Genomic DNA, 26,321 nt, shown 5'->3' with positions numbered 1-26,321 from the left:
ATAATATATATAAATGATTTTTTTGTCAAAGTGTAAAAGTTAAAATAGGGTAGAAGTCATTAAACTTTTTTATGTATTTTCTTAGATATGACATATTTAATTCCCCAGTTACTTCTGAAGCATTCTTCTCCATTTTCTCCATTCTTTTAACATCAAGTTTTCTTCCTAATTTTTTATATATTCTTTTTAAAGTCATTATTATATAAAGATTATTGGCATGAGATTCTATAGTGTCAAATAATGATAAAGCTGTAATCAAATCAAAGCCTTTTATATTATTGAGAGCAAAGTATGAATAAAGAAGTGCTATATGATCATGTGAATCTTTACCCTTACTCATAGCTGTTTTATTCACTATATCAAAAGCCATACGCTCATTTTTTTCAACGCCTATTCCTTTATAATAGCAATGAGCAGTAAGCCCTTTAGCACATGAGCATTTTGAATTGTTTATATCAGAAAGTTCAGATGCTTTATAGTACATTTCAAATGCTTTATTAGGATTTTTTTCTATTCCGCGTCCTAGTTCATACCCTTTTCCTATAATAGTTAAAGCACATTCCAAAGTATTATCTATATTAAAAGACATATCCGCCATAGATATAGCAAGTTCAGGATACGGTATTATAATATCTCCGTAAAATAATTCCTTGGCGTACATAAAATATGATAAAGCATCATTCAAACCTATAGCTTTTTTTAACATATTTATGCCGTCATTATTATATTTATTAGGCATATTATAAAGCATTATTTTTGCTATAGAACGGTATATAGCAGCTTTATCCAATTTGCTATTTAAACATCTTTGAAGATTATTTAATATAAGTTCATAATCATTAGAGCCTATCATTTGAAGAGAATGAGCATATATAAATCTTATATAAGATATTTCCTCATCATCATCTTCATAAATATATTGAAAAAGCTCTTTGCATAATTCAGCAGTTTTCTCATAATTTTTAAGCTCATAATTAGAGAATATCATTATATAGTATGTTGAGTATTTATATTCGCTTTTATCAATATGATATAAATATTTTAATGCCTCTCTATAATCATCATCGCTTTGGGCATAATTATGATAAAGCTCTGCTATTTTTTCATAAATCCAAGCCTCATTATTTTCATGCAGTATTTTTTTGAACTCAGCTATAGCTTTTTTTATCTCTCCCTGATATGCATACAAATTAGCCCTGTAGTATCTGTACTGCAGGCTGTTTATTCCAAGTACATTTATCACTTTGTCAAGCAGATAAAAAACTTCTTTAAGGTCTTTACCTTCTTCCTGACTGTCTGGATAGAACTTATCTTCATTTTCTATAATAAGATCATGAAGTGCCTGAATCTTACCAAGTAAAGCATTTAATCTGTATTTATTATTATATTTTAGAAGTTCATTATAATTTTCTATGGCCTTTCTGTAATTGCCTTTATTAAAATACCATTCCCCTCTTTCATATATGGCATTGAAGTTTAGGCTGTTGAGTTCTATTGCTCTGTCAAAAAAGAACACAGCATCATCATAAAACTCTGAGTTTATGCCGTTTTTCGCTAGTATAATTCCTTTAAGAAAATATGCATCATCATAAAAAGGAAAATCATAAATAAGTTTATTAGCTTCAATATCTGCTTTTGGAAGAATATTAAGATTGTAGTAGCAAAGTCCTCTTTCAAATCTTGCTATTCTGTTGTCTTCAGCATTTTTTATAAAGTCATCATAATATCCTATAGCCTGATGAAAGTCAGCTTCATTTTCTCCATTATTAAGATAGCTGCTTGCAAGTATTAAAAGAGCATCATATGCAGTATTATCTTTATCGAAAAGTATTTGAGCATATTCCCTTTCTTTGTCTATATTTTTTAAATCCCTATTTAAATACATAAGACCTCTATATGCATCTGCTATATTAGGGTCAATATCTATAGATTTATTTAAGTCATATTCTATTGTAGAATATATTAATGCCCTTCTTGCATCATATTTAGTATTGTCAAACTCTTCCTGCTGAAGTTCTATAAATGCATATTTGCCTCTCATATAAAATGCTTTGGCATTATATGGTTCTTTAGATATAAGAATGTCAAGCTCTTCTATAGCCTTTTTATAATCGCCGTCATCAATATACTTACTTATATCATCTAATGAACTCATAACTATATCCTAACAGCAAGGCTTAGTAAAAACTGAAATATTATTTTCAGTATGATAGGAGCTGCTATTTGAAGAACTAAAAGAAATATTAAAGGAGATAAATCAAGTACTCCTACAATAAGTCTTCTTCCGCCAAAAATCTTATCTATAACTCCGTCTGTTATTTTATAAAAAAAGTTTACTATAGGGTTATAATAGTCCAAATGCATAGCTCCGAAAGCCTGAAGCCAGCTTAATATAATCCATACAAACCATATAAAAGAATACAGTCTCAAAGCCTGCATACATACTACATATAAAAATCTTACAATTTCTGCCAGCATAAACTTCCTATAAAAAAATTATTTAATATTGTTAAGTGCTTCATCTACATTATTAGCAGTATTTACTATAGTTAAAAATTTAGTAGATTCAAATAATGCTTTTAATTTTTTACTTAAAGAACAGAAATAAACACTGCCGCCGTTTTCACCTGATACTCTCAAGGCAGAGGCTATGAGTCCTAAGGCAGAAGAGCACATATATTCTATATTGTGAAAATCAAATATAAAGTTTAAAGCTCCTGCATTTTTTACATAATTTAATTTTTCTTCTAGTATATCTACATTTTCAGAGATAATATTTTTTTCTATATTAATTATGGCTGTTTTATCTTCAATAATTGTACGAACCATGATAACTCCTTTAAATAAAAAAATGAAAAAGCAAACTATAATATATATTATTATAAAAAGGTAAAAAATCAAGCAGTTTTTTATTTATCCCATTCTATAAGTATAGGGCAGTGATCGCTTCCCATAACATCAGTCATAATGTCAGCTCTTTTTATATTCTGAGCTATTTCATTATTAACAAAGAAATAATCTATTCTCCAGCCCACATTTTTTTCTCTTGATCTAGTTTTCATATCCCACCAGCTGTAATGTCCGCCTTCTTTTACAAACATTCTAAATGTATCAGTAAATCCTTTATTTAAAAACTCTGTTATTTTTTCTCTCTCTTCTGGTAAGAAACCTATACTTTTTTCATTTTCTTTAGGTCTTGCCAAATCTATAGCTTCATGTGCTATATTCATATCGCCGCATAATATAACATTAGTTTTGCTTTTTAATTTGGTTAAATGTTTTGTGATAGCATCATAAAAAGAAAGTTTATAATTGAAATGTTCTTCAGATTTTCCGCCGTTTGGGAAATATACATTAAATATAGTAAAATCATCAAACTCTAATGATAATATTCTTCCTTCATTGTCTGAAAATTTACTTCCTAATTTATTTTTAATTACCTTATTAGGTTTTAATTTTGTGTATATAGCAACTCCGCTGTATCCTTTTTTTACTTCAGGGTCAGCAGGATTGATAAAAAGTTCATATCCTTCTATATTTCTTAAATCTTCAGGCAGCTGTTCTTCAAAAGCCTTAGTTTCCTGAAGACATATTATATCAGGATTTTCTTTTTTTATAAAATCAACCAAGCCTTTTTTATATGCTGCTCTTATGCCGTTTACATTCCAAGATATTATTTTCATTAATTAATCAGCCTTTTTTATTATAGTTGTAAATGGTATTTATTATAAACTCTATATAATAATAATACAACTATATAAAAATTATCTATAAGTAAAAAATATGATAAATAAATAAGAAGCAGATTGATTTTTTTTTATTATTGTATTATGATATAATTGTATAAAAAATAATTTAAGGCTAAATTGTGAAAGTAAGGTTTCTTGGAAGCAGAGGTTCTATACCAACCCCCGGTAATAGTTTCAGCGAATATGGCGGTAATACATCATGCCTTCAGGTTATTGATGATGACGGCAATTATTTAATATTAGATGCAGGAAGCGGACTTAAAAATGCTAGCTATTATGCCTTAAAATCTGATAAAACTGAAAGTATTATACTCTTAACTCATTTCCATTGGGATCATATTATAGGAATACCTTTCTTCGCACCTTTTTTCTCAAATAAATACAGCTTTACAATATACGGTCCTAAAGATTCCTCTACAGAGATGTATGACACTATTAATAATATACTTGCAAAAGATTATTTTCCTGTAAACTTAGAACAATTTGCAGCCAACTTAAAGTTTGAAGCCTTTTACGAAGGAAAGAAAATTATTTTCGGAAATATGACTATAGAAAGTATGTGGGTTAATCATCCTTGCCATACCCTTTCATATAAAATAACCTCAGGCAATAAAACTGTAGTATATCTCACAGACCATGAACCTTATAAAAGACGACTTCATGCACAGCACCCTTCGCTCTCACATTATAATCATAATGCTGATTTGCTGCATGCCAGATTAATAGATTTTGTACGCGGAGCTAATGTGCTTATTATAGAAGGCGAATATACAAAAAGCGAATATTATAACGGACATGTAGGATGGGGGCATTCTACTTTGAATGATGCCATACAGGTGGGGCTTGATGCCAATGTACCTTATGTGATACTTCATCATCATAATCAGGAAAGAACCGATGCTCAGATAGATCTTATATATAATAAACTTCTTGCATTCTTAAAAAAAGAAGAAATAGATATTAAGCTTGCATTTGCCAAAGAGGGTTCTTATATTAATATATAATAATTATAAAATGATATATACAAAATAAAAACAATGGACTATAATAAATAATGTCCATTGTTTTTTGTTATTAAATGCCTATTATATATTTTATAAAATAACTTAAAATTTAAAAAACAGTATGCATTTCTCTAGTTTTTTAGCTCTGCTTAGTAAGTTCTTTGAAATGCTGCTTGATTCATTAGCTAAAGCGGCATTTTGTGTGGTAAGACTTTCCATACTATTGACTGCATTGCTTATTTGATTTACTCCAGACTGCTGTTCTAATGCCGTATTTGATATGCTTTCCATTAAATTAGAAGTTTCTTTAACTTTACTTTGAAGCTCTTCAAATAATTCCTGAGATTTTCTAGCAGTTTGTGCGGCATTATTTATTCTTTTGGCTGTATTATCTATAAGGCTTGCTATATCTTTAACTGATGACTGAGTGGTTTGTGCCAGATTTCTAACCTCACTTGCTACAACCGAAAACCCTTTACCCTGTTCTCCGGCACGTGCTGCTTCTACAGAGGCATTAAGAGCAAGTATATTTGTCTGGAAAGCTATGTTTTCTATCATTTTAGTTATATCTTTTATTTTTTCACTTGACTGATAAACCTCTTCTATATTTGAAGATGTCTGTGTTATAATATTGGCAGCCTCTCCTATATAGTTTATTGATTCATTCATAATGTCTTTTCCGCTTACAGCATTTTCAGTTGATGACTGTATAGTTGATACTATTTCTTCTATACTAGCAGCAGTTTCTTCCAAACTAGAGGCCTGCGATTCAGTTCTTGATGATAATTCGCTGCTGCTTTCCATCATATTTTCTGATGAAAGTATAATTTCTTTTGCAGCTTCATTTACCTCATTTATAACTTCTGAAAGTTTTCTGCTCATTATATTGAATGCCGATTCTAACCTTCCAAATTCGTCTTTTCTATCTTTTCTGGTATTTTTTGAATTATTTATTTCTATATGTCCTTCAGATATTTTTTGTGCCTGCTTCATTAGACTGTCCAATGGAGACATAGTAGCCTTTATATAAAAAAGTGCAAAAGTATTTATACATATTATAGAAAGTATGCATACTAATAAGGCTATTTTAAGCATATTAATATTTTCTTTATATATTATATTATTATCCATAGCCATATTTAAAGTCCAAGGAAGTTCATTCATTTTAGTGTATACAGCAGTTCTTGATTTATTATTTAATTTATATTTTATTATCCCTTTTTGACTTTTCTCATTTTTCATCAAATCAAAATATGATCCTGCTTTTTCATTTATATAATCATATGTATCAGCTACTATAATTCCATCATCATCTAATGCAAATAATCTTCCAGTCTCATCAAGTTTTAATTTTTTTAAGCTGTTTACAACCTCTTCCCAATTAATTATCATGTAAATAGTGCCTATCAATTTATTATTAATATCTCTTACGCCTGCTATCAATGCTAATGATAATTTACCGTCTGCACTCGATTTTATTATTTTTGTTCCGTATGCAGTGTCATATCCGCTTTGTACAAAATTATCCCATATGCCTGGTCTTAAATCCTGTATATTATTTCCTATTTCAGCCTTTTTAGCATTGTCCAATATAGTACCATTTGTATCTGTTACTCCTATATTTAAAGAAAATTTATTGATTGATTCAAAGTTATTAAGTGTTTTTGCCAATTGATAATTTTCATTTGTATTTCCAGATAAATAGCTTATTATAGCAGGTGTTATAGCATAAGTTTTTATAAGTGTTTTATTTTCTGAAAACCAAGAGTCAAGCATAGACTTGTATCCTTCTAATGTGTTTTCAAAACCAGAAAAAGTAGATTTGCTTACTGTATTGAATGATTTATATGACAGTATTGTGATAGTGATAATTAAAAATATAGTAGTTATTATACTTATCATAAGCGGCATTTTAAATCTTATAGAATGTCTCCTCTTCATAAAAATTTTTGCTCCTTCAAAATAAAAATTATGTAATGTATAAACTAATATATTTTTTCATGTTTCCTGTTGTTAAAATAAAAACTATATTAATTGATATTTTGTAATATTAACTAGTATTTTATATTCTAAAAAATGCTAGTTAATGTAATAAAATATTCCTATTTGTTTACAAAAAATTTATATACAATGTATTTTGTAAATATGTATTAATATTTATTTGATATATTGTAAAAAATAATATTTGGGTAATATAAATAATGAAGTACTATATTAATTTTTTATCTTTACAAAAAACATTAATTTTAGTATAATTGATTTGTTTTTATAACTTAAAATGGAGGCATACAGATGACAGATAAAAAGTTTTATATTACAACTCCTATATACTATCCTTCAGATTATTTGCATATCGGTCATTGCTACTGTACTATAGCAGCAGATACTATGGCTAGATATAAAAAAATAATGGGATATGATGTTTATTTTTTAACAGGTACTGATGAACATGGTGAAAAAATTGCAAGAAAAGCTGAAGCAGCAGATACTACTCCTAAAGCTTATGTTGATAATATTGTTAATGCCACCAAAGAGTTATGGAAAAGACTTCATATTGATTACAGTCATTATATAAGAACTACTGATGATTATCATGAAAGAAGAGTTCAGAAAATATTTAAAATACTTTATGATAAGGGATATATTTATAAAGGGGCTTATAAGGGGCTTTATTGTGTAAGCGATGAGGCATTTTTTACAGAAAGTCAGGTAGTAAAAAAAGATGATGGTAAGTTCTATTGTCCGGACTGCGAAAAAGAATTAGAGTATAAAGAAGAAGAATGCTACTATCTTAAACTTTCAGAATATGGACAATGGTTAATAGATTATTATAAAGATCACCCCGAGTTTTTAGAGCCTAAAGAAAGACAAAATGAAATGCTTAAAAACTTTTTACTTCCCGGATTAGAGGATTTGGCTGTTACAAGAAAAGGGCTTCAGTGGGGAATACCTTGTCCTGTTGACAGTGAGCATAGTATATATGTATGGATTGATGCTTTATCAAATTATATTACTGCTTTAGGATATCCGGAAGACGGAGAAGATGATTTATATAAAAAATATTGGTCTTGTGATGTGCATTTTGTAGGAAAGGAAATAGTGCGTTTCCATGCTGTTATATGGCCTATAATGCTTAAAATGCTTGATATACCGCTTCCTAAAAAAGTATTTGGTCATGGCTGGGTGCTTTTTGATGACGGAAAGAAAATGAGTAAAAGCAGGGGAAATGTTGTTGATCCTAATACTTTAATAGATAAATACGGCGTTGATGCTTTAAGATATTTTCTTATGAGAGAGATTAATTTCGGTTCTGACGGATATTATTCTCAGGAGCTTTTCTTAAAGAGAATAAATAGCGATTTAGCTAATGATTATGGTAATTTATGGCATAGAATAACTACTATGCTTGGAAAATATTTTAATGGGGTGCTTCCAGATGAGGCTGAGAGTGTATTTGGAGATAGAGAAAAAGAGCTTAAAAAAATGGTTCTTACACTTGATGCCAATGTGGAGTCCGCATTAGATAGTTTTAAATTTCATGAGGCATTGTCATATATTTGGGAGGTTATAAGAATGACCAACAAATATGTAGAAGAGAGTGCTCCTTGGAATTTGGCTAAAGATGAAGCTAAAAAAGATCATTTAGCTAATGTAATGTATATATCTTTCCAAGTATACTATATAGTAACGGCTTATTTACAGATATTCTTTGTAGAAACTCCTAAAAAAGTATTTAACAGATTAGGATTAGGAGATAGTGTTTCTTTGGAAAGTGCTAAGAAATGGGGTTCTTTAAAAGCTGGAACAAAAATAGAAAAGGGAGAGCCTTTATTTAATAGATACGACATAGAAAAAGAAATAGGGGTAAGTATGGAAGATAATAAAAAACAAATTAATCCTCCTAAAGAAGATAAACATAAAGCTAATATAGAAAAAGAAGATTTTGAAAAACTTGAACTTCTTACAGCTAAAATATTAGTTGCAGAAAAGGTTGAAAATGCTGATAAGCTTTTAAAATTTGTGCTTGATATTGGAGGAGGCGAGCAGAGAGTAGTTGTATCTTCTATAGCAGAGTATTATAAGCCTGAAGATATGGTTGGTAAAACAGTTCTTTATTTGGCAAATTTAAAGCCTAAAAAGTTTAGAGGGGTTACTTCTCATGGTATGCTTCTTTTGGCTGATAATGGAGAGACCCTTTCTCTTATGAAGCCGGAAAAAGATTTTGGAGCAGGCTGTTCAGTTAATTAATTATTAAAACAAAATAATATTATAATGAAAGATACTAAAGAAAGCAGACTTAAAAGAAAGTTAAAAAAAAATAAGCTTACCGATAAGCAGAAAAGTTTAATAAAAAGAATAATAGCTATTTTTGTACTTATCATTATAATATTAGCCTTAGTTCTTATTGTAAATAAGGCTAGAATTCTTCGTGTAGAGATAAGGGGATTAAAAAGATTAAATGCTATGGATATAATGGAAGAGGCTGAATTATCAAAATACAATAATACAAGTCTATTCAATATACCAAAAAAAGATATAACTTCTGATATAGAAAAAAATGTAAGAATTAAAGTAGAAAATATAAAGACCTCATTTCCGGATTTGCTTATTATCAATGTAGATGAAAGAGACACTTTATTTTTACTTGAATCAAGCAGAGGAATATATGAGATAACAGATGACGGATATATTATAAAAAACGGAAATATTTATAATTATGATGTTCCTTATATCACTGGTTTAAGCATTACTCAAAACAGTGATAAAATAGAAGATGAGTACGCCAAGTATTTAGCATCTGTAATTTATGAGCTTAAAAAGAATCACAATGAAATATACAATTTAATATCTGAGATTAATGCTTACGGAGATGATCTTATACTTTACCCTAGGGGATATCATGTACAGGTGATATTAGAAAAGTATGTGAAAGCTGAAAAGTTTGTTGATTTGGCTGCTGTATTAAAGACTGTACAGTATCAGGGCAATCAGACAAAAAGAATTGATTTCAGATTTAAAGAGGCTATTATTAATTAAAAAGCTGCAGACTTTAAATCTATAGCTTTACTTTTCTATTAAAACCATTTTAGAAATTTACTTTATCTGGGTGATGTACATACCCTCCGAAATAAGGCATACTGTTTATTTTTTTCATATCTTCATCGCTTATTACAAAATCGAATATGTCGGTATTTTCTTTTATACGTGATGGGGTTACAGATTTAGGCAAAGGAAGAGTATTGTTTTGCAAACACCATATTATGAAAAGCAGGCACAAATCATTAAGAGTTTTTTCAAATGCTTTTAATGTTGTTTTATATCCCCTTTATTTATTCCGCACTTTTCTTGTGATAAAAAGATCATCTCTATTAATACCGCTTTCTTTGATTGCTTTTTCAAATACTTTTTTCATTACCGTAAATTGCTGCTGATCAATATGCCTGTATCCTAATTTTAGAGCTTCTTTTACAGCATTTACAGCAGTTGAATCCTATGCATGGAATTTTATATCCGTTGCTTAATGTGAATACATCTTTCAGGATTTTAAAATTGTTATATATTCTCCACAATAATTTTTTATTTAAATATTTATATTGTTATTATATAATAAAATATTATACAAATTTTAGGAAAATAATGCTATGAAAAAAATAGTTTGTTTAGGAGACAGCACCACTTATGGATATATGGTATCAAGAGACAAGGTGTGGACTGAAATATTAAATGATAAATTCAGTAATAATAACAAAGACTTTACTTTTATTAATAAAGGCATTAATGGTGATATGATATCTGGTATGCTTGCTCGTTTTGACAGAGACTGTGTAAATGCTGATACTGTAATTTTGATGGGAGGAGTGAATGATATATTTACATGCAAACATGTAAAAAAAATAGAAAATAATTTAATAAGCATAGTTAATAAATCTTTAGAAAATAATATTGATATAATAGTATTTACTCCGATTGCTTTTATTAAGGAAGCATTTGATTTTTTTGAGTCAAATAACATAGAAGAGTTTGATAATATTCTAAAAGAGTATGTTAATTTTATCAATCAATATACAAAAACAAATAATATAAAAAGCATAGATGTTTATAATTTATTTGTGAATAAAATATTAAAAGAAAATCATTATTATGATATATTTTTTGACGGAGTTCATTTAAGCGAAAACGGACATAATGTATTTGCTTCTGAAATTTATAATTATATTAATGATATTTTATACTAATAATTTTTATTATTGCTAATAAAAATTGTTCGCTAAAAATGTATAGAAATGATGCTGTCCGCCTTTGGCGAATTTGCTATACGCTCACAATTTTTATATTTAGCTGTATTTTTTTTGGAAGCGTTCTGTAAATTAATATAAAAAATATTCAAAATTATTAAAAAAAAATTATATATCTTAATTGAATTTTTTTGAACATAATATATTATTAATAGTAATTTTTTTAGAGAAAAAATTATGTCAGTGTTAGAAAGTGGTATATCCGAAGTAAAAAAAGAAGAAAATAAATTATTGGCTATAATAGCATTGGTGCTTTTAAGTTTTGCCTTAGGTACGAGCGAGTTTATAGTCATAGGTGTTTTGACTGAAATAGCAGAGAGTTTTAATATTACCGAAGTTCAAGCAGGAGGACTTGTTTCTATGTTTGCTTTGGCTTATTCTGTATGTACTCCTTTTTCAGCTGCTATAGCAGGTAAGTTCAATAGATTTCATTTTATAATATTTGCAAGTATAATATTTATCATTCTTAATTTTTTATGTTCATTAGCGTATAATTATACATTTCTTCTTATTTTAAGAATGCTTATTGCTGTAATTTCAGGTTCTCTGATATCGGTTTCTATATCTTTTAGCCCGTATGTATCCTCAAAAGAAAAAAGACCTATGGTAGTAGCTTGGATATACTCCGGATTTAGCATAGCTTCTATTTTCGGAGTGCCTATAGGAACAACTTTAAGCTATAATTTCGGCTGGAGGTCTTCTTTTATATTTATTTCTATTTTTAGTGCCGTTATGACTATCTTAATGTTTGTAACTCTTCCAAGAAATACTGCAAGTCATAAGGTTAAACTATTATCCCAATTTGTACTATTTAAAGACATAAGATTTATACTAAGCACTTTTACAATACTTTTCGGAGCTGCTTCTTCATATGTACTATACACTTATTTAAAGCCTATTTTTCTTGATTATGTTCATATACCAAATAAATATATAAGTGCGGCATTGCTTGTTTTTGGCGTTGCTGTTCTTTTCAGTAATTTGCTTTCTGGTAAACTAGCAGAGCATAACGGAGTTTATAGATTAAGATTTATTTTTATAATGCAGTTTTTATGCATGATAGTTCTTCCTTTTGCTTTGCTTAATTATATAAGTGCAGCTATTGTAATACTTATTATAGGTTTTTTAATGTATTTGATGAACTCACCTGTACAGCTTAATATACTTGATTTTACAGAAAAGGATTATCCTTCATGTATTACATTGGCTTCATCAAATAACTCGTTTTCATTTAATTTTGGTATAGCTTTGGGGTCCTTTGTTGGAAGCAGTATATTTGATAATTTCGGGGTAAGGTTTGTAGGTTTTGGAGGTGCTGTATTATCGGTTCTTGCTTTTTTCTGCGTAGTTATGCTTTATAATAAAAATAATCAATAATACTATAGTGAGGTTTTATGTTAAAAAGTTATAGTAGGTATTTGGTATATGTTTTAATTATATTTGTTATAATATTTTCTGTAGTTTTGAGAATATATTCATTTCCTAGAGATGGTCAGGAATATTATAGAGATTTTTCCTCTCATTTTTATGATATGAAAATACATTATGAAAATGATGAATTTCCGCATTTAGGAGCCCGTTTTGAAATGGGTTCATTATTTGATAATAGTGAACCTAGAGTACCAGGCGGATTTTTTTATATTCACTTTCTTATCTGTTATAAGCTTGCTAATGGTAATTTATTTATAGCTCGCATATATAATCTTATATCTATGCTAATACCTGTTTTATTATTTTTATATTGGGTATTTAAAAGATTTTCTCTAAAAATATTTGCCGTTATATCTTCTTTAGTGCTAATGAATATATATTATATTAGTAGAAATATGATATTTTATAATCCGTGTATTACTCTTTCATTTTCTTTTTTATTTTTCATGATGTTTTGTGAATATACTTCATCAGATAATTCTTTTTTACCCGCTATGCTTATATTCCCATCTTGGCATTAATGGGACAAGCACATTTTGCTGTTTATTATGGTATTGTTCCAACAGTTATTGTATATTTGATTATAAGATATAAAAAAACTTTGAAAAATATAATTCCTCTTGCGATAGGTGTGTTTTTATCATTTTTAACATATTTACCATATTTAGTTTATGAAATAAGAAATAATTTTGATAATCTTCATAAAATGTTAGGCAAGGCTTCAGGAAATATAAATAAAACTATAATATATCCGCAGGTACATTCTCTTTTTATGTTTCCTACAAATGAATTTTCAACAGTGTATGGCGGAAATAACCTATCACGTATAATTGAATTTTATATAAAAAATCCATTGATGTATTTTGCTATTACAATGTTAATATTATCTATTATATTTGCAGCATTTTCATTTATATTTACATCTATTAAATATTTTTCTAATAAGGAATATAAATTTATTAATGTATATAATTCTGATAATAGTAAGAGTTATATTATAGTAAGAGAGGCATTTTTATTATTTATATTATATCTGCCTGTAACGGTAATATTTACCAATTTGGCTAATGGTATACCAGGACTTTTCCGCTATCAATATGGAGCTTTTGGTTTATCTTTTGCCCCTATTATGTATTTATTATACTATTTTTAATTTTATAATTATATTTTTTATACTTAATACTTTTAATATGAGTGTAAATAATATTATCTATACTAAATATTATAAAGAACCTTATAAATGGGAATATTATATTGATGTTGTTAATGCTATATCTAAAGATGCTGATGGAGAAGGGTTTAGTTTGGAATTTGTAAATTTTAATGAGAATAAAGATTGGTTTTTAGATATGGGAGCAGCTTTTAATAAAACAGGTTATTGGAATGAAACAGAAAATTCAAATATTATATATTATGTGAATAATACAAAAAGTTATTCAAATATGAATATGCCAATGATATTTAGTAATAATATTTATGTTGTATATAAAAAAGAAGAAATAAAATAATAATCAAATACTATTTTAATACATTATTATTTTTTGCAAAATAATGTATAAAATGTATTAAATAACTTTTTAGTTTTTTCTATTAATATACAACTACATGGTATAGGTATATTCTCTAGTATATTAATTATTTATTAAAGTTAGGATAATTCACATTAAAAACAATATAAATTATACCGTAACATGGTATATGTATAATTTATATAAATCAAATAAATTTTATTATATTTCAATTATTTTTTAGCTTAAAAATATTAAAAAATAACCTTTTTTTGAGCATTTATATATATTTCATTAATAAAATTTCTATACTAGTTAAATATAGAACAAATAATTAAAAGATTGGAGGTAATAATGGATTTAAAAAAATCAAAAACAGCTGAAAACTTAAAGACTGCTTTTATAGGAGAAGCAATGGCAAGGTGCAAATACATGTACTATGCCGAAAAAGCTAGGGAAGAGGGTATGGAAAATTTGGCATTAGCCTATGAGAAAGCCTCCAGAAATGAGCAGGAGCATGGTAAGTTATGGTTTGAACGCTATCATGGTATACTATCAAAAGATGAGAATTTAAAAGACGCTATAGCAGGGGAGACTTATGAATCTGAAGATATGTATTTAAAATTTGCTGAAACTGCAAGAGAAGAAGGATTTAATGATATAGCTATACTTTTTGAGCATGTGGGAAAAATAGAAGAAGGTCATAAAAAGATGTTTGAAAAATATTTAGGAGAAAATGTTGAAAGCATAAACAAATGGCAATGCAGCAAATGCGGATATGTGCATAATGATGCCATTGCTCCAAAAAGATGTCCAGTATGTGAGCAATATAGAGTTGGAGGAGTAAATTAGTATAAAAACTTCAATAAATAAAATAAATAAAAAAATAAAAAAACATTATATTAAAAAAATAATTAATTTATGGGGGTAATAATGTATAGTAAGAAATCAGAGTTTTTAGCAGAGATAATAGGTTCTATGATGATAGCTTTATTTGGCTGCGGAGTAGTTGCTTCTGTACTTATAGGTAATAACGGTACAGCTATTAATATACATATAGCTTGGGGGCTAGCTGTAACTTTTGGTATATATGCTTCTGGAAAGATAAGCGGGGCTCATCTTAATCCTGCTGTTACTTTGGCATTAGCTACTACAGGACGTTTTCAATGGTCTAAAGTTTGGTATTATATTGTAGCTCAGATGATAGGCTTCTTTATTGGGGCTGCTATAGTATTTGCTGTTTATTATGGAAAGTGGATAGAAGTTGCCCCTAATCTTGAAACTACAGCCGGAGTATTTACAACTTTCCCAGCCGTACCAGGATTTTGGCCTGGATTTATAGATCAAGTAGTAGGTACATTTCTTTTGGTATTTTTAATTCTTGCTACAGGAGATGCTAATAATACTCCTGCAGGTGCTAATTTAGGACCTATAATAGTTGGTCTTATAATAGTTGCAATAGGTACTTCATTTGGATTTATGCATGGTTATGCTATTAATCCAGCACGTGATTTAGCACCTAGACTTTTTGCTGTTGCAGCAGGATTTAAAAATAACGGACTTACAGACGGCACTAATGTATGGATAGTTCCAGTTGTAGGACCTATAGTAGGCGGAGTTTTAGGAGCTGTTATTTATGACTTTACTATAGGAAAAATATTTGCTAAAAAATAATGAAGCTATAAAGCCATAAAACAAATAAAAGTAATAACTATAAAAAATAAATTGAGGTATAAAAAAATAAAAATTAAAGGAGTTTTAAATTATGTCAAAATATGTAGTTGCAATAGATCAAGGAACAACCAGCAGCAGAGCTATAGTATTTGATTATGATCAGAATATGGTTTCAGTGGCTCAAAAGGAGTTTACACAGATTTATCCTCATGAAGGCTGGGTTGAACATAATGCTGCAGAAATTTGGGCTACTCAGTTCGGAGTTTTGCAGGAAGCTATACAGATAGCAGGAGTTAAGCCTGAAGAGATAGCTGCTATTGGTATTACAAATCAAAGAGAAACTACTGTTGTATGGGATAAAAATACTGGAGAGCCTATTTATAATGCAATAGTGTGGCAATGTAGGAGAACTGCTCCTATTTGTGATGAATTAAAGAAAAAAGGACTTGATACATATATAAGAGAAAATACTGGTTTGGTAGTTGATGCTTATTTCTCTGGTACTAAAATAAAATGGATACTTGATAATGTTCCGGGGGCTAGAGAAAAAGCCAATAAAGGCGATTTACTTTTCGGTACAATAGATACTTGGCTTGTATGGAAACTTACAGGAGGTAAAGTTCATGTTACTGACTATACTAATGCATCAAGGACTATGATTTATAATATTAAAGAACTTAAATGGGACGAAAACATTTTAAGAGAATTAGACATACCTATGAGTATGCTTCCAGAGGTAAAAGATTCTTCATGTGTTTACGGATACGCTAATATTAATGGTAAAGAAGTACCTATATCTGGAATAGCAGGAGACCAGCAGTCTGCATTATTCGGTCAGGCTGGATTTAATAAGGGCGATACAAAAAATACTTATGGTACTGGAAGTTTCATTCTTATGAATGTTGGAGAGAATTTTATATTAAGTAAGAACGGACTTATTACTACTATAGGAATAGGATATAACGGAAAAATAGAATATGCTTTGGAAGGTTCTGTATTTATAGCTGGTGCTGTTATACAGTGGGTACGTGATGAATTAAGACTTCTTCATGATGCAAAAGATACAGAATATTTCGCTACAAAAGTAAAAGATACTAACGGAGTTTATTTAGTGCCTGCCTTTGTTGGGCTTGGTGCTCCTTATTGGGATATGTATGCTAGAGGCTGTTTAGTAGGTATTACAAGAGGAGTTAATAGAAGTCATATAATAAGAGCAGCAGAAGAGGCTATAGCTTATCAAAGTAAAGATGTTATTGATGCTATGGTTGCAGACAGCGGTGTTAAATTAGCTTCATTAAAAGTAGACGGAGGAGCCTGCCGTGATAATTTCTTAATGCAGTTCCAAGCTGACATTATTAATACAAAAGTTCTTCGTCCTCAAATAACAGAAACTACTGCTTTGGGTGCTGCTTATTTGGCAGGGCTTGCTGTGGGATTCTGGAAGGATAAAGATGAGATAGCAAATAGATGGAAATTAGAAAGAGAGTTTACTCCTTCAATTTCTGAAGAAGAGAGAAATAAAAAATATATGGGCTGGAAAAAAGCTGTTGAGAGATCAAGAGGCTGGGCTTTATAATTTCTTATTGTCATTATTTGCATATTAATATTCATTTCTAATAATTGAATATTAATATGCATTTAGTTCTTAATTATTTATTTCAATTAATAACATCTAATATAATTTACGAGGGATATATAATGTATGATATATTAATTATTGGTGCTGGTGTGTCTGGTACTTCTTCAGCACGCGAACTTTCTAGGTATAAAGCTAGTATATGCGTTGTAGAAAGAGGAGAAGATGTTTGCTCAGGCACTTCAAAATCCAACAGCGGAATAGTGCATGCAGGGTTTGATGCGGCAAATGGTTCACTTATGGCAAAGTTAAATGTTCTTGGCAATAAGATGATGCCGAAAATAGCAGAAGACCTTGATGTGCCTTTTAAACAGAATGGTTCACTTGTAGTATGTACTAATGAAGAGGACATGCCTAATCTTAAAACTATATATGACAGAGGAATAAAAAACGGAGTTGAAGGACTTCAAATATTAAATAAAGAAGAAGTTCATAAAAAAGAGCCTAATCTAAACGATAATGTATGCGGTGCTTTGTATGCTCCTACTGGCGGTATAGTAGATCCATTCATTTTAAATATTGCTTATGCTGAAAATGCTTATGCTAATGGAGTTGAATTTAAATTTTATACTGAAGTTATAAATATCAAAAAACTTGATGACGGTACTTTTGAAGCAGAAACTAATAACGGACCTATAAAAGCTAAATATATTGTTAATGCAGCTGGAGTTTATGCTGATAAGTTTCATAATATGATGAGCAAAAACAAAATACATATTACTCCAAGAAGAGGCGACTATATATTGCTTGACAAAGAAGTTGATAATTTAGTAACTTCTACAATATTTGCTCTTCCTACAAAATTGGGTAAAGGTATATTAGTTACGCCCACAGCTCATGGCAATATAATGCTTGGACCCACAGCTATTGATATAGAAGATAAAGAGGGCTTAAATACCACAGCTGAAGGACTTGCTCAGATTATAGAAAAGTCAAAACTCACAGTAAAAAATATACCGTATAATAAGGTTATAACTTCATTCTGCGGGCTTCGTCCTCATGAAGATAATCATGAGTTTATCATAAAAGAGCTTGAAGACTGCGAAGGATTTTTCGACTGTGCTGGTATAGAATCCCCTGGTCTTGTTTCTTCTCCTGCTATTGGTGTAATGGTTGCCGATATTGTAAGCAAGAAAGGAAACTTCGAGAAAAAAGAAAACTTTATAGAAAAAAGAAAGGGAATAACTCATTTTAATAAACTTTCTAATGAAGAGAAAAATAAACTCATAAAAGAAAATCCTTTATACGGACATATAATCTGCAGATGTGAAAAGGTAACTGAGGGTGAGATTGTAGAAGCTATAAAAAGTCCTATAGGAGCTAAATCTATTGACGGAGTAAAAAGAAGAGTGCGTGCCGGGCTTGGAAGATGTCAGGGCGGTTTTTGTTCTCCTAAGATAATAGAGATATTAGCGAGAGAACTTAATGTTTCTCCTCTAACTATTACTAAATGCGGCAAAGGCTCTGAAATAGTTATTGGTTATGATAAGGAAACTTTTTGATTTAGAGATTATTAGTATTTAAGGAGTAAAAATGCAGTCTTATGATGTTGTTATTATAGGCGGAGGTCCTGCTGGGCTTGCTGCTGCTGTTTCTGCTAAAGAAAACGGCATAGATAATTTGCTTATGTTGGAACGCGATGAGGTGCTTGGAGGCATACTCAATCAATGCATACATAATGGTTTTGGGCTTCATAGATTCGGTGAAGAGCTTACTGGTCCTGAATATGCTTACAGATTTATAGAAAAAGTTTATGATTTAAATATTAATTATAAACTCAATACTATGGTGCTTGATATTGTGCTTAATGATAGTAAAGAAAAAATAATTACTTATATCAATAAAGAAGAAGGCTTGGTGCAGATTAGCTCTAAAGCTGTGATACTTGCTATGGGCTGCCGTGAGCGTTCAAGAGGGGCTTTGAATATACCGGGTTTCAGACCTGCCGGGATATTTTCTGCAGGTGCTGCTCAGCATTTAGTAAATATAGAAGGATATATGCCGGGCAAGGAAGTTGTTATACTTGGCTCTGGAGATATTGGACTTATTATGGCTAGGAGAATGACTTTTGAGGGAGCTAAAGTTAAGGTTGTTGCCGAGATACTTCCATTTTCCGGAGGGCTTAAAAGAAATATAGTTCAGTGTTTGGACGATTTTAATATACCTCTTAAATTAAGTCATACAGTTATCGACATAAAAGGTAAAGACAGACTTGAAGGCGTTACAATAGCTAAAGTTGATGAGAATATGAAGCCTATTAAAGGCACTGAAGAATATTATTCATGCGATACTTTGCTTTTATCTGTTGGGCTTATACCAGAAAATGAGCTTTCAAAAGAGATTGGCGTTGAGATTAACCCTATAACCTCTGGTGCTATAGTTAATGAAAGTTTGGAGACTAATATTGACGGAGTATTCTCTTGCGGTAATGTTCTTCATGTTCATGACTTGGTAGATTTTGTTTCTGAAGAGGCTGAAACTGCCGGAAAAAGTGCTGCTGAGTATGTACTTAAAAACAAAAGAAGAGATAATACAAACTCTATTTCATTAAAAGGCTCTAATGGTGTGAGATATACTGTGCCTTCTATGATTAATGCTCACAATGTAGATGATCATGTGATGGTAAGGTTTAGAGTAAGTGCTATATTTCAAAACAAATTCTTAAATGTATATTTTGACGGCGAGAGAGTGATACATAAAAAGCATTTGATATTTGCTCCCGGTGAAATGGAGAGTGTAAAATTAGATAAGGCTATGCTTTCAAAAGAAGGTCTTAAAAATATTGAGTTTAAGATAGAAGATAATTAATATAATATAATTTGGAGTTTATATTTATGTCTCAAACTTTAAGGTTAGTTTATCCGCAGTGGCAGGGCGGTATAATATCGCATTGGATAAAGGAGTTAAAACCTGAAGATTCTTCAAGAGGCTATTATTTAGGAGCTAAACTTTTAAGTATATTAGCACCAGAAAATAATACTCATAAAACTATAGAAGTTCCTGTTTCTCTTAATATAGAAAAAAGAGAAGTAAAAAATGGTATTATGGATTATGATTATATAGTAAAACAAACTAATAGTGCCTTAGATATACTAAATAAAAATAATCCTGATAAAATAATAGTTTTTGGAGGAGAATGTTCTGTAAGTGCTGCTCCTTTTACATATTTAAACAAAAAATATAATAATGATATAGCTTTGATATGGATAGACGCTCACCCTGATATAACTTTACCTGAAGACAATACTTATGCAGGATATCATGCTATGGCTGTAAGTGCCTGCATGGGTAAAATAGATGCTATAAATAATCTTCCAAGTAAAATTTCATCAGAGAATATTTTATTTTTAGGACTTAGAGACTGGGAAAGAGAGGAGATAAGGATTCGTCAAAAAGAGTATGGCATAAAGCATTTTGCTCCTGAAGAGATTTCTAAGTCAAGCGAATGTATAATAAAATGGCTTAAAGAATGCAAGGCTAGTAAAGTATTCATACATTTTGATTTAGATGTTCTTGATCCTAATGAAATAATAGCGGCTGTCGGTGTTTCTCCAAATGGAATGAAAATTAATGAGGCTGTTAGGGTTATAAATGATATAGCAGGAGAAAAAGAATTGGCAGGTCTTACTATAGCCGAGCATATGCCAAGGGTAGAAATACTTATGAAAAATATGATGGCTGAGCTGCCTTTATTTAATTAGATAATTATAAACTAAAAACTATTAAAAGATAAAAGGAAGTAATTTTATGGAAAAAAAAGAATTAACTTGTATATGCTGCCCTATGGGCTGTGCTTTGTCTGTGGATATGGATGGAAATCAAGTTACAAGCGTAAGCGGTAATACCTGCAAAAGAGGAGACACTTATGCCAGAGATGAGGTTGTTCGTCCTGTGAGAATGGTTACTTCTATAGTAAAAATAAAAAACGGTAAATTAAAAATGCTTCCAGTAAAAACTAAAGAGCCTATAGACAAATCAAGAATTAATGAATGTTTAGAGGCTTTAAAAACTGTAGAAGTTCAGGCACCTATTCATATTGGAGATATTGTGCTTCATAATGCTGCTGGTTCGGACATAGTAGCTACTAGAAATATAGAAGCTCTTTAATTTTTTTTATTTATATAATACTCATTTATTAACTAAACTTTAATAAATGAGTATTATTAATATTATCATTTACTACTATATGCCTTGGATAAAAATATATAATTTTGTTTTTTTAACTCAAACTAATATTATACTTAATTATTAATATAAAATTATCATTTTTTTTCATAAAATTAATAAAAAATATTTTACACTTGAATTATGCATAATAAATGACTATTATATATTATATAAAGTATACTATATATTGTATAGAGGTTAAATAGTCTTATGAAAAATGATTTAATTATTAAATTTTTAGCACCATTTATAATTTTTTTGGTATTAGTTTTAGCAATTATTTATTTTATCTATAAACCAATATACAAAAATCAATTTTTAGAAGAAACTAAATCTAAAGCTATGAATATAGATATTGTGGCAGAAGATTATATTAATGCTATAAAAGATGATATGCTTTTAATTAGTAAAAATCTAGAAATAATCCCAGATTATGAATCTTTCGGACGATTTATAACAAATATACAAAGAACATATAAAAATTATTTAAGTATATATTTTGGAGAAACTATTTCTTATTCTGACGGAGGATTATTTATTAATACATTAGTAGTACATCCTAGAACATATGATCATGTTGGAAGAGGCTGGTATCAGGATGCAATAAATACTAATGATATAGTAATAAGTGCACCTTACTTGGATGCAGCATCAGGAAAAATAGCAATTACTTTCAGCAAAGCTATTTATACTAATTCACATTTAATGGGAGTTGTAGGAATAGATTTTGATAATATGGAAGATTTTATAGTAAAAGGAAAAAGATATTTTGATTGTAATTTTCATTTAGTTTATTTGGACGGTACATTTATTACACATGACAATAAGGATTATATTTTAAATAAAGATAATACTTTATTTAATGATCCTATATTTGCAGAGTATAAGGATAATTTTTCAAATATTGATGAAAAAATTGATATTGTTAAAGATGAATGGTTTTTCATAAAAAGAATTAATAATGCTCCATTTTTTTTAGTATTTAAAGACAGTGCTTCTGATTTTTATAATAACTTTAATAAACTTATGCTTTCATTTTTAGTTGTTGTTATTATATTAATATTATTGGAGTTTTTACTTGTTTCTAAAATAGCCATACCTCTATCAAGAAATTTAAATAATGCTATTAATACTATAACTTCTATGAAAGACGGAAATTTTAATAATAAATTTGAAGAAAATGAACTTGCTAAAAATGGTATGGCAGGACATCTTAATAATTCTATTAATGATATGCAGTTTGCTATAAATAATTTGGTTTCTCAATTAAAAATGAATATACAGGCAATAAGCAATGCTTCAAATGAAATAGCCTCTGGAATAGATAATTTATCTAACAGAACATCATCGGAAGCAGCAGTTGTAGAAGAAATATCATCTTCTGTTGAAAGTTTATTTTCAGCAATATCATCTACAGCCAAAAACTGTCAGTTAGCTAAAGATATGAGTTATGAGGTAACACAGTCTGCAAATAAAGGAGTTCAGTCTGTAAATGAAATTACTAATAATATGAATGAGATATATGAATCTAGCAAAGAGATATCAAGTATTAGTAAAGTAATACAAAATGTAGCTTTTCAAACTAATATATTAGCTTTGAATGCAGCAGTTGAGGCAGCACGTGCCGGAGATCAGGGTAAAGGCTTTGCCGTTGTAGCTTCTGAGATTAGAACTTTAGCACAGAATGTTAATGAGGCTGCTGTTAATATTACTAGTATTATAGAAACTACTGTATCAAAAATAGATGTTGGAAATAGTTCGGCAAAAAATTCATTAGATATATTATCAGAAATAGAAAAATCTACAAAGGATGTTCTTGAAATATTAGTTAATATTTCTTCTTCTGTTAATGAGGAGGAAGACAGTGTTAAACAAATAGGAAGCTCTATGAATGAACTTAATAATATCACTCAGGAAAATTCCAATTTGGCAAGTCATAGTTCTGAACTAGGAAGAGATATTGCTAATGGAACGGATAATATTCAAAAAGAACTAGTGTATTTTAAATTATAGTTTAACTTTTATTTATCATACTGTTTATCTGCTTCTTCTATAAGTTTTTTAAACTTCTCTTTAAGAAGTGCAGTTCTTTTTTTCTGCCACATTATATATATAGCAATAGAATAGCATATTAAAGATACTATCATCATAAATAAAAATGCTATGAAATATGAGAAATTAGAAGCTAAATACCCAACAGCAAAAGGTATTATTAAAGCAGCTATTCCAGTAAGAGCCTCATTAACAGCAACATTTGCAGTAGCGTTTTCTTGGTCTGCCAAAGCATAGTAAAGCCCGAAGAAATATCCGAATCCGCTTACAAAACCTAAAAATACAAATGCTATTAAAAATATCCAAAAATTTTTAGTAATAAGTATTAATGTAAGAGCCGCAGGTGTTAATAATCCTACCACAGTAAATACTCTTTTCTTTTCTAAAAATCTCAAATAAAATGCAGAAAATAATGCCCCTATAGCCATAAAAGCCGATAAACTTCCTACAAGCATCGCAGCCTTAGATTCTGAAAGTCCAGCCTCTTTGATGCCATAATCAAGAAACATAAATCTTAAAGTATGAAGTACAGCCGCACCTACAAATATTATAAGCCAGCCTATATATACCTTGTATCTTGGGGCTCTCATAAAAGGCTCTTCCCATTTATGACGATTAGCCTTCAAATGCAAATGCCTCGACATATAGAAAAAAGTAAATATTAAAATACTCATAGCTATAACAATCATAAAACCTATATTAGGATTGAGTTTATATATAAATCCAGTAACAATAGGTCCTACGGCAAGCCCCAAAGTCCAAGAGAATATAAAAAGCCCGCTGCTTATTCTTATAGGCAAATCTTTGGAAACAGAATCAAGCAAAGACTGAAAGCATACAAAAAATGCTGTTACATTAGCTCCAAATAAAAATGAATATAAAAGCACCATCTCATTTTTTAAATATATCAAACATAATACGGATATTATTATTTGAGAGCATGCTTCTGCATACAATATTTTAGGATATATTCTCTTTGGTATTTTAAACTTAGAGAATATACTTGCACTTATCATCATACCAGTACCATATGAAACACCTATTAATGATATAAAAAACGGGGTTGCCATTGCTTTGGAAGCATTGATAACCAAAACAGTACTGAATATGCTTGAGCATAAGTAAATTAGAAAAGGCATTGAATAAACTAAAATAATCATTTTATTTAACCTATAATTGTTTTTAAGCAGAGAATATTCACTGCATATTTGATTGTTCTATTATTATGTTTTCTATTTTTTCATTATTATTTAATTTTTCTTTAGAAGATAGTCTTTTCTTATGCATTATTACTATTGCTATAATATAGCATATTAAAGATACTATCATCATAAATAAAAAACCTGCAAAGTAGGAATAGTGAGAGGCTAAATAGCCTACACTAAATGGTATAAATAAAGCAGCAACACCTGTTAATGCCTCATTTACAGCAACATTTGAAGCTGAGTTTTCTTGGTCGGCCAAAGCATAGTAAAGCCCGAAAAAGTATCCAAATCCGCTTACAAGTCCTAAAAACATAAATGCTATTATAAATACATAAAAATTTTTGCTTATTAATATTAATGTTAGAGCTATAGGAGTGAGAAGCCCTACTATTGTAAATACTCTCTTTTTCTCTAAAAATCTTAAATAAAAAGATCCTGCTAAAGTACCGACAGCCATAAAAGCCGATAAACTTCCTACAAGTGTTGCAGCTTTAGCTTCAGAAAGTCCAGCCTCTTTGATGCCATAATCAAGAAACATAAATCTTAAAGTATGAAGCACCAAAGCACCTACAAATATTATAAGCCAGCCTATATATACCTTGTATCTTGGTGCTCTCATAAATGGCTCGCCGAATTTTTTTATTCTGTTTGCTTTAAATCTTATATGTCTGGATAAATAAAATAAAATAAATATAATAAAACTCATAGCGATAACTATATAAAAACCTATTTTATAATTTATATCATATATAAGTCCAGTAATAGAAGGTCCGACAGCAAAGCCTAAAGACCAAGAAAAGATAAATAATGCTCCGCTTAATCTTATAGGCAGATCTTTTGAAACTATATCAAGCGATGACTGAAAACATACAAAAAATATTGTAGTACTGCAGCCGTACAAAAATGAATAAAAAACAGACATTTCCATAGGCATAAATATAAGACATAAAGCAGATATTATCATTTGCATTACAGCTTCTATATATATTAAATTGGTATAGTATTTTTTTGGTATTTTTATTTTAGAAAATATTCCAGCTGTAATCATCATGCCCATACCGTAAGAGACTCCAAGCATAGATATAAAAAAAGGAGCAGCTCCCATTTTTGAGGCATTAATAACTAAAACGGTGCTGAATATACTTGAACATAAATAGATTAAAAACGGCATAGAATAAATTAAGATTATCATTTTTACACCCTAACAAATATTATTTTTTATCACATAGTTTTTTAAAAGTAAAAAAAGGGACACTCTTTATGGTGTCCCTTTTGTAAAATACTATATATCTTTTAAAAAAAATTGATATAGCTATTTTTAATTTTTTTATATTTTTTTTATTAATTTTACACTTTATTTATAAATATAATATAAAAAATAATGCTATAAAAAATAATTTTTTGTTTAACATGTTTTTTTACTATATTTGTTTATTATATACTAAAATTTTTAAGCTTAAGCTTTTTCAAGCCTTCCCAAAAGTTTCCGAAAGTGAAAATGTAAAAATAATCCTAAATTGTACTAACTATGCTTTATATTTAGATAATAAAATGATTAAATTTAGCCTAAAATATAGACTTTTCCAGATGTGCCTGTTA

Annotated in this window: 24 protein-coding genes; 16 read left to right on the top strand and 8 right to left on the bottom strand. The window is 29.3% G+C overall.

Features of this window, described 5'->3' with window-relative positions; all coding sequences use genetic code 11:
- Window positions 1-25: 25 nt before the first annotated feature.
- From BMUR_RS06355 to BMUR_RS06340, 4 genes are all read right to left on the bottom strand, one after another.
- A complete protein-coding gene (locus BMUR_RS06355) occupies window positions 26-2,155 on the bottom strand; it encodes a tetratricopeptide repeat protein (RefSeq protein ID WP_013113777.1) in 2,130 nt (709 codons plus the stop codon).
- A gap of 2 nt (window positions 2,156-2,157) precedes the next feature.
- On the bottom strand, window positions 2,158-2,478 hold the full coding sequence (locus BMUR_RS06350; protein ID WP_013113776.1) for a YggT family protein: 321 nt from the start codon (window positions 2,476-2,478) through the stop codon (window positions 2,158-2,160).
- Window positions 2,479-2,496: 18 nt separating this feature from the next.
- The gene (locus BMUR_RS06345) at window positions 2,497-2,829 is read right to left on the bottom strand and encodes an STAS domain-containing protein (protein WP_013113775.1); all 333 of its coding nucleotides are present in this window, start codon (window positions 2,827-2,829) and stop codon (window positions 2,497-2,499) included.
- A gap of 80 nt (window positions 2,830-2,909) precedes the next feature.
- Entirely contained in the window at window positions 2,910-3,683 is a 774-nt protein-coding gene (locus BMUR_RS06340) for an exodeoxyribonuclease III (RefSeq protein WP_013113774.1), read from the bottom strand.
- 185 nt (window positions 3,684-3,868) lie between these two features.
- Here BMUR_RS06340 and BMUR_RS06335 point away from each other — a divergent pair, with 185 nt between their 5' ends.
- A complete protein-coding gene (locus tag BMUR_RS06335) occupies window positions 3,869-4,753 on the top strand; it encodes an MBL fold metallo-hydrolase (protein ID WP_013113773.1) in 885 nt (294 codons plus the stop codon).
- A gap of 102 nt (window positions 4,754-4,855) precedes the next feature.
- Here BMUR_RS06335 and BMUR_RS06330 read toward each other — a convergent pair whose 3' ends face one another.
- Window positions 4,856-6,694, bottom strand: coding sequence for a methyl-accepting chemotaxis protein (locus BMUR_RS06330; RefSeq protein WP_013113772.1), 1,839 nt, complete (start codon window positions 6,692-6,694; stop codon window positions 4,856-4,858).
- Window positions 6,695-7,045: 351 nt separating this feature from the next.
- On the opposite strand from BMUR_RS06330, the gene metG reads away from it, so the two are divergent.
- On the top strand, window positions 7,046-9,001 hold the full coding sequence (metG, locus tag BMUR_RS06325) for a methionine--tRNA ligase (RefSeq protein ID WP_013113771.1): 1,956 nt from the start codon (window positions 7,046-7,048) through the stop codon (window positions 8,999-9,001).
- Window positions 9,002-9,025: 24 nt separating this feature from the next.
- Window positions 9,026-9,790: a cell division protein FtsQ/DivIB gene (locus BMUR_RS06320; RefSeq protein WP_013113770.1), complete on the top strand. Its 765-nt coding sequence runs from the start codon at window positions 9,026-9,028 to the stop codon at window positions 9,788-9,790.
- Between the two features lie 49 nt (window positions 9,791-9,839).
- Here BMUR_RS06320 and BMUR_RS14940 read toward each other — a convergent pair whose 3' ends face one another.
- Entirely contained in the window at window positions 9,840-10,004 is a 165-nt protein-coding gene (locus BMUR_RS14940) for a hypothetical protein (RefSeq protein ID WP_244833519.1), read from the bottom strand.
- A gap of 391 nt (window positions 10,005-10,395) precedes the next feature.
- Between BMUR_RS14940 and BMUR_RS06310 the strand changes: the two genes are divergently transcribed.
- The 13 genes from BMUR_RS06310 to BMUR_RS06250 all read left to right on the top strand — a co-directional run bounded on the left by BMUR_RS06310 (window position 10,396) and on the right by BMUR_RS06250 (window position 23,478).
- Window positions 10,396-10,989, top strand: coding sequence for a GDSL-type esterase/lipase family protein (locus BMUR_RS06310; RefSeq protein WP_013113769.1), 594 nt, complete (start codon window positions 10,396-10,398; stop codon window positions 10,987-10,989).
- Window positions 10,990-11,226: 237 nt separating this feature from the next.
- Complete coding sequence (locus tag BMUR_RS06305; protein ID WP_013113768.1) at window positions 11,227-12,426, top strand: MFS transporter; 1,200 nt, start codon at window positions 11,227-11,229, stop codon at window positions 12,424-12,426.
- A 17-nt stretch (window positions 12,427-12,443) separates the two neighbouring features.
- On the top strand, window positions 12,444-13,001 hold the full coding sequence (locus BMUR_RS06300) for a hypothetical protein (protein WP_013113767.1): 558 nt from the start codon (window positions 12,444-12,446) through the stop codon (window positions 12,999-13,001).
- Between the two features lie 80 nt (window positions 13,002-13,081).
- The gene (locus tag BMUR_RS06295) at window positions 13,082-13,633 is read left to right on the top strand and encodes a hypothetical protein (RefSeq protein ID WP_104619283.1); all 552 of its coding nucleotides are present in this window, start codon (window positions 13,082-13,084) and stop codon (window positions 13,631-13,633) included.
- A 37-nt stretch (window positions 13,634-13,670) separates the two neighbouring features.
- A complete protein-coding gene (locus BMUR_RS06290) occupies window positions 13,671-13,988 on the top strand; it encodes a hypothetical protein (RefSeq protein WP_013113765.1) in 318 nt (105 codons plus the stop codon).
- Between the two features lie 354 nt (window positions 13,989-14,342).
- On the top strand, window positions 14,343-14,840 hold the full coding sequence (locus BMUR_RS06285) for a rubrerythrin family protein (RefSeq protein WP_013113764.1): 498 nt from the start codon (window positions 14,343-14,345) through the stop codon (window positions 14,838-14,840).
- An 81-nt stretch (window positions 14,841-14,921) separates the two neighbouring features.
- Complete coding sequence (locus BMUR_RS06280) at window positions 14,922-15,662, top strand: MIP/aquaporin family protein (RefSeq protein ID WP_013113763.1); 741 nt, start codon at window positions 14,922-14,924, stop codon at window positions 15,660-15,662.
- A 91-nt stretch (window positions 15,663-15,753) separates the two neighbouring features.
- A complete protein-coding gene (glpK, locus tag BMUR_RS06275) occupies window positions 15,754-17,238 on the top strand; it encodes a glycerol kinase GlpK (RefSeq protein WP_013113762.1) in 1,485 nt (494 codons plus the stop codon).
- A 122-nt stretch (window positions 17,239-17,360) separates the two neighbouring features.
- The gene (locus BMUR_RS06270) at window positions 17,361-18,800 is read left to right on the top strand and encodes an NAD(P)/FAD-dependent oxidoreductase (RefSeq protein ID WP_013113761.1); all 1,440 of its coding nucleotides are present in this window, start codon (window positions 17,361-17,363) and stop codon (window positions 18,798-18,800) included.
- Window positions 18,801-18,831: 31 nt separating this feature from the next.
- The gene (locus BMUR_RS06265; RefSeq protein WP_013113760.1) at window positions 18,832-20,106 is read left to right on the top strand and encodes an NAD(P)/FAD-dependent oxidoreductase; all 1,275 of its coding nucleotides are present in this window, start codon (window positions 18,832-18,834) and stop codon (window positions 20,104-20,106) included.
- A gap of 26 nt (window positions 20,107-20,132) precedes the next feature.
- Entirely contained in the window at window positions 20,133-20,999 is an 867-nt protein-coding gene (locus BMUR_RS06260) for an arginase family protein (protein WP_013113759.1), read from the top strand.
- Between the two features lie 46 nt (window positions 21,000-21,045).
- Complete coding sequence (locus BMUR_RS06255; protein WP_013113758.1) at window positions 21,046-21,405, top strand: DUF1667 domain-containing protein; 360 nt, start codon at window positions 21,046-21,048, stop codon at window positions 21,403-21,405.
- 270 nt (window positions 21,406-21,675) lie between these two features.
- Window positions 21,676-23,478 carry a methyl-accepting chemotaxis protein gene (locus tag BMUR_RS06250; RefSeq protein ID WP_013113757.1) on the top strand — a complete coding sequence of 601 codons (1,803 nt, stop codon included), beginning with the start codon at window positions 21,676-21,678 and terminating at the stop codon, window positions 23,476-23,478.
- A gap of 8 nt (window positions 23,479-23,486) precedes the next feature.
- On the opposite strand, the gene BMUR_RS06245 is transcribed toward BMUR_RS06250, so the two are convergent.
- On the bottom strand, window positions 23,487-24,677 hold the full coding sequence (locus BMUR_RS06245; RefSeq protein WP_013113756.1) for an MFS transporter: 1,191 nt from the start codon (window positions 24,675-24,677) through the stop codon (window positions 23,487-23,489).
- A 37-nt stretch (window positions 24,678-24,714) separates the two neighbouring features.
- Window positions 24,715-25,914, bottom strand: a complete 1,200-nt coding sequence (locus BMUR_RS06240; protein WP_013113755.1) for an MFS transporter — start codon at window positions 25,912-25,914, stop codon at window positions 24,715-24,717.
- Window positions 25,915-26,321: the final 407 nt, after the last annotated feature.

It is taken from the genome of Brachyspira murdochii DSM 12563 (assembly GCF_000092845.1).
Lineage (GTDB): Bacteria > Spirochaetota > Brachyspiria > Brachyspirales > Brachyspiraceae > Brachyspira > Brachyspira murdochii.
This window is presented reverse-complemented; position numbering and strand designations above follow the sequence as displayed.

What these genes read in the sequence shown, in the direction of transcription:
- BMUR_RS06245 (WP_013113756.1), bottom strand. Translation starts at nt 24,677, where the DNA reads ATGATTATTTTAGTTTATTCAATGCCTTTTCTAATTTACTTATGCTCA.
- metG (WP_013113771.1), top strand. Translation starts at nt 7,046, where the DNA reads ATGACAGATAAAAAGTTTTATATTACAACTCCTATATACTATCCTTCA.
- BMUR_RS06305 (WP_013113768.1), top strand. Translation starts at nt 11,227, where the DNA reads ATGTCAGTGTTAGAAAGTGGTATATCCGAAGTAAAAAAAGAAGAAAAT.
- BMUR_RS06350 (WP_013113776.1), bottom strand. Translation starts at nt 2,478, where the DNA reads ATGCTGGCAGAAATTGTAAGATTTTTATATGTAGTATGTATGCAGGCT.
- BMUR_RS06330 (WP_013113772.1), bottom strand. Translation starts at nt 6,694, where the DNA reads ATGAAGAGGAGACATTCTATAAGATTTAAAATGCCGCTTATGATAAGT.
- BMUR_RS06240 (WP_013113755.1), bottom strand. Translation starts at nt 25,914, where the DNA reads ATGATAATCTTAATTTATTCTATGCCGTTTTTAATCTATTTATGTTCA.
- BMUR_RS06310 (WP_013113769.1), top strand. Translation starts at nt 10,396, where the DNA reads ATGAAAAAAATAGTTTGTTTAGGAGACAGCACCACTTATGGATATATG.
- BMUR_RS06250 (WP_013113757.1), top strand. Translation starts at nt 21,676, where the DNA reads ATGAAAAATGATTTAATTATTAAATTTTTAGCACCATTTATAATTTTT.
- BMUR_RS06285 (WP_013113764.1), top strand. Translation starts at nt 14,343, where the DNA reads ATGGATTTAAAAAAATCAAAAACAGCTGAAAACTTAAAGACTGCTTTT.
- BMUR_RS06255 (WP_013113758.1), top strand. Translation starts at nt 21,046, where the DNA reads ATGGAAAAAAAAGAATTAACTTGTATATGCTGCCCTATGGGCTGTGCT.
- BMUR_RS06260 (WP_013113759.1), top strand. Translation starts at nt 20,133, where the DNA reads ATGTCTCAAACTTTAAGGTTAGTTTATCCGCAGTGGCAGGGCGGTATA.
- BMUR_RS06300 (WP_013113767.1), top strand. Translation starts at nt 12,444, where the DNA reads ATGTTAAAAAGTTATAGTAGGTATTTGGTATATGTTTTAATTATATTT.
- BMUR_RS06290 (WP_013113765.1), top strand. Translation starts at nt 13,671, where the DNA reads ATGAGTGTAAATAATATTATCTATACTAAATATTATAAAGAACCTTAT.
- BMUR_RS06340 (WP_013113774.1), bottom strand. Translation starts at nt 3,683, where the DNA reads ATGAAAATAATATCTTGGAATGTAAACGGCATAAGAGCAGCATATAAA.
- BMUR_RS06320 (WP_013113770.1), top strand. Translation starts at nt 9,026, where the DNA reads ATGAAAGATACTAAAGAAAGCAGACTTAAAAGAAAGTTAAAAAAAAAT.
- BMUR_RS06265 (WP_013113760.1), top strand. Translation starts at nt 18,832, where the DNA reads ATGCAGTCTTATGATGTTGTTATTATAGGCGGAGGTCCTGCTGGGCTT.
- BMUR_RS06345 (WP_013113775.1), bottom strand. Translation starts at nt 2,829, where the DNA reads ATGGTTCGTACAATTATTGAAGATAAAACAGCCATAATTAATATAGAA.
- BMUR_RS06355 (WP_013113777.1), bottom strand. Translation starts at nt 2,155, where the DNA reads ATGAGTTCATTAGATGATATAAGTAAGTATATTGATGACGGCGATTAT.
- BMUR_RS06280 (WP_013113763.1), top strand. Translation starts at nt 14,922, where the DNA reads ATGTATAGTAAGAAATCAGAGTTTTTAGCAGAGATAATAGGTTCTATG.
- glpK (WP_013113762.1), top strand. Translation starts at nt 15,754, where the DNA reads ATGTCAAAATATGTAGTTGCAATAGATCAAGGAACAACCAGCAGCAGA.
- BMUR_RS06270 (WP_013113761.1), top strand. Translation starts at nt 17,361, where the DNA reads ATGTATGATATATTAATTATTGGTGCTGGTGTGTCTGGTACTTCTTCA.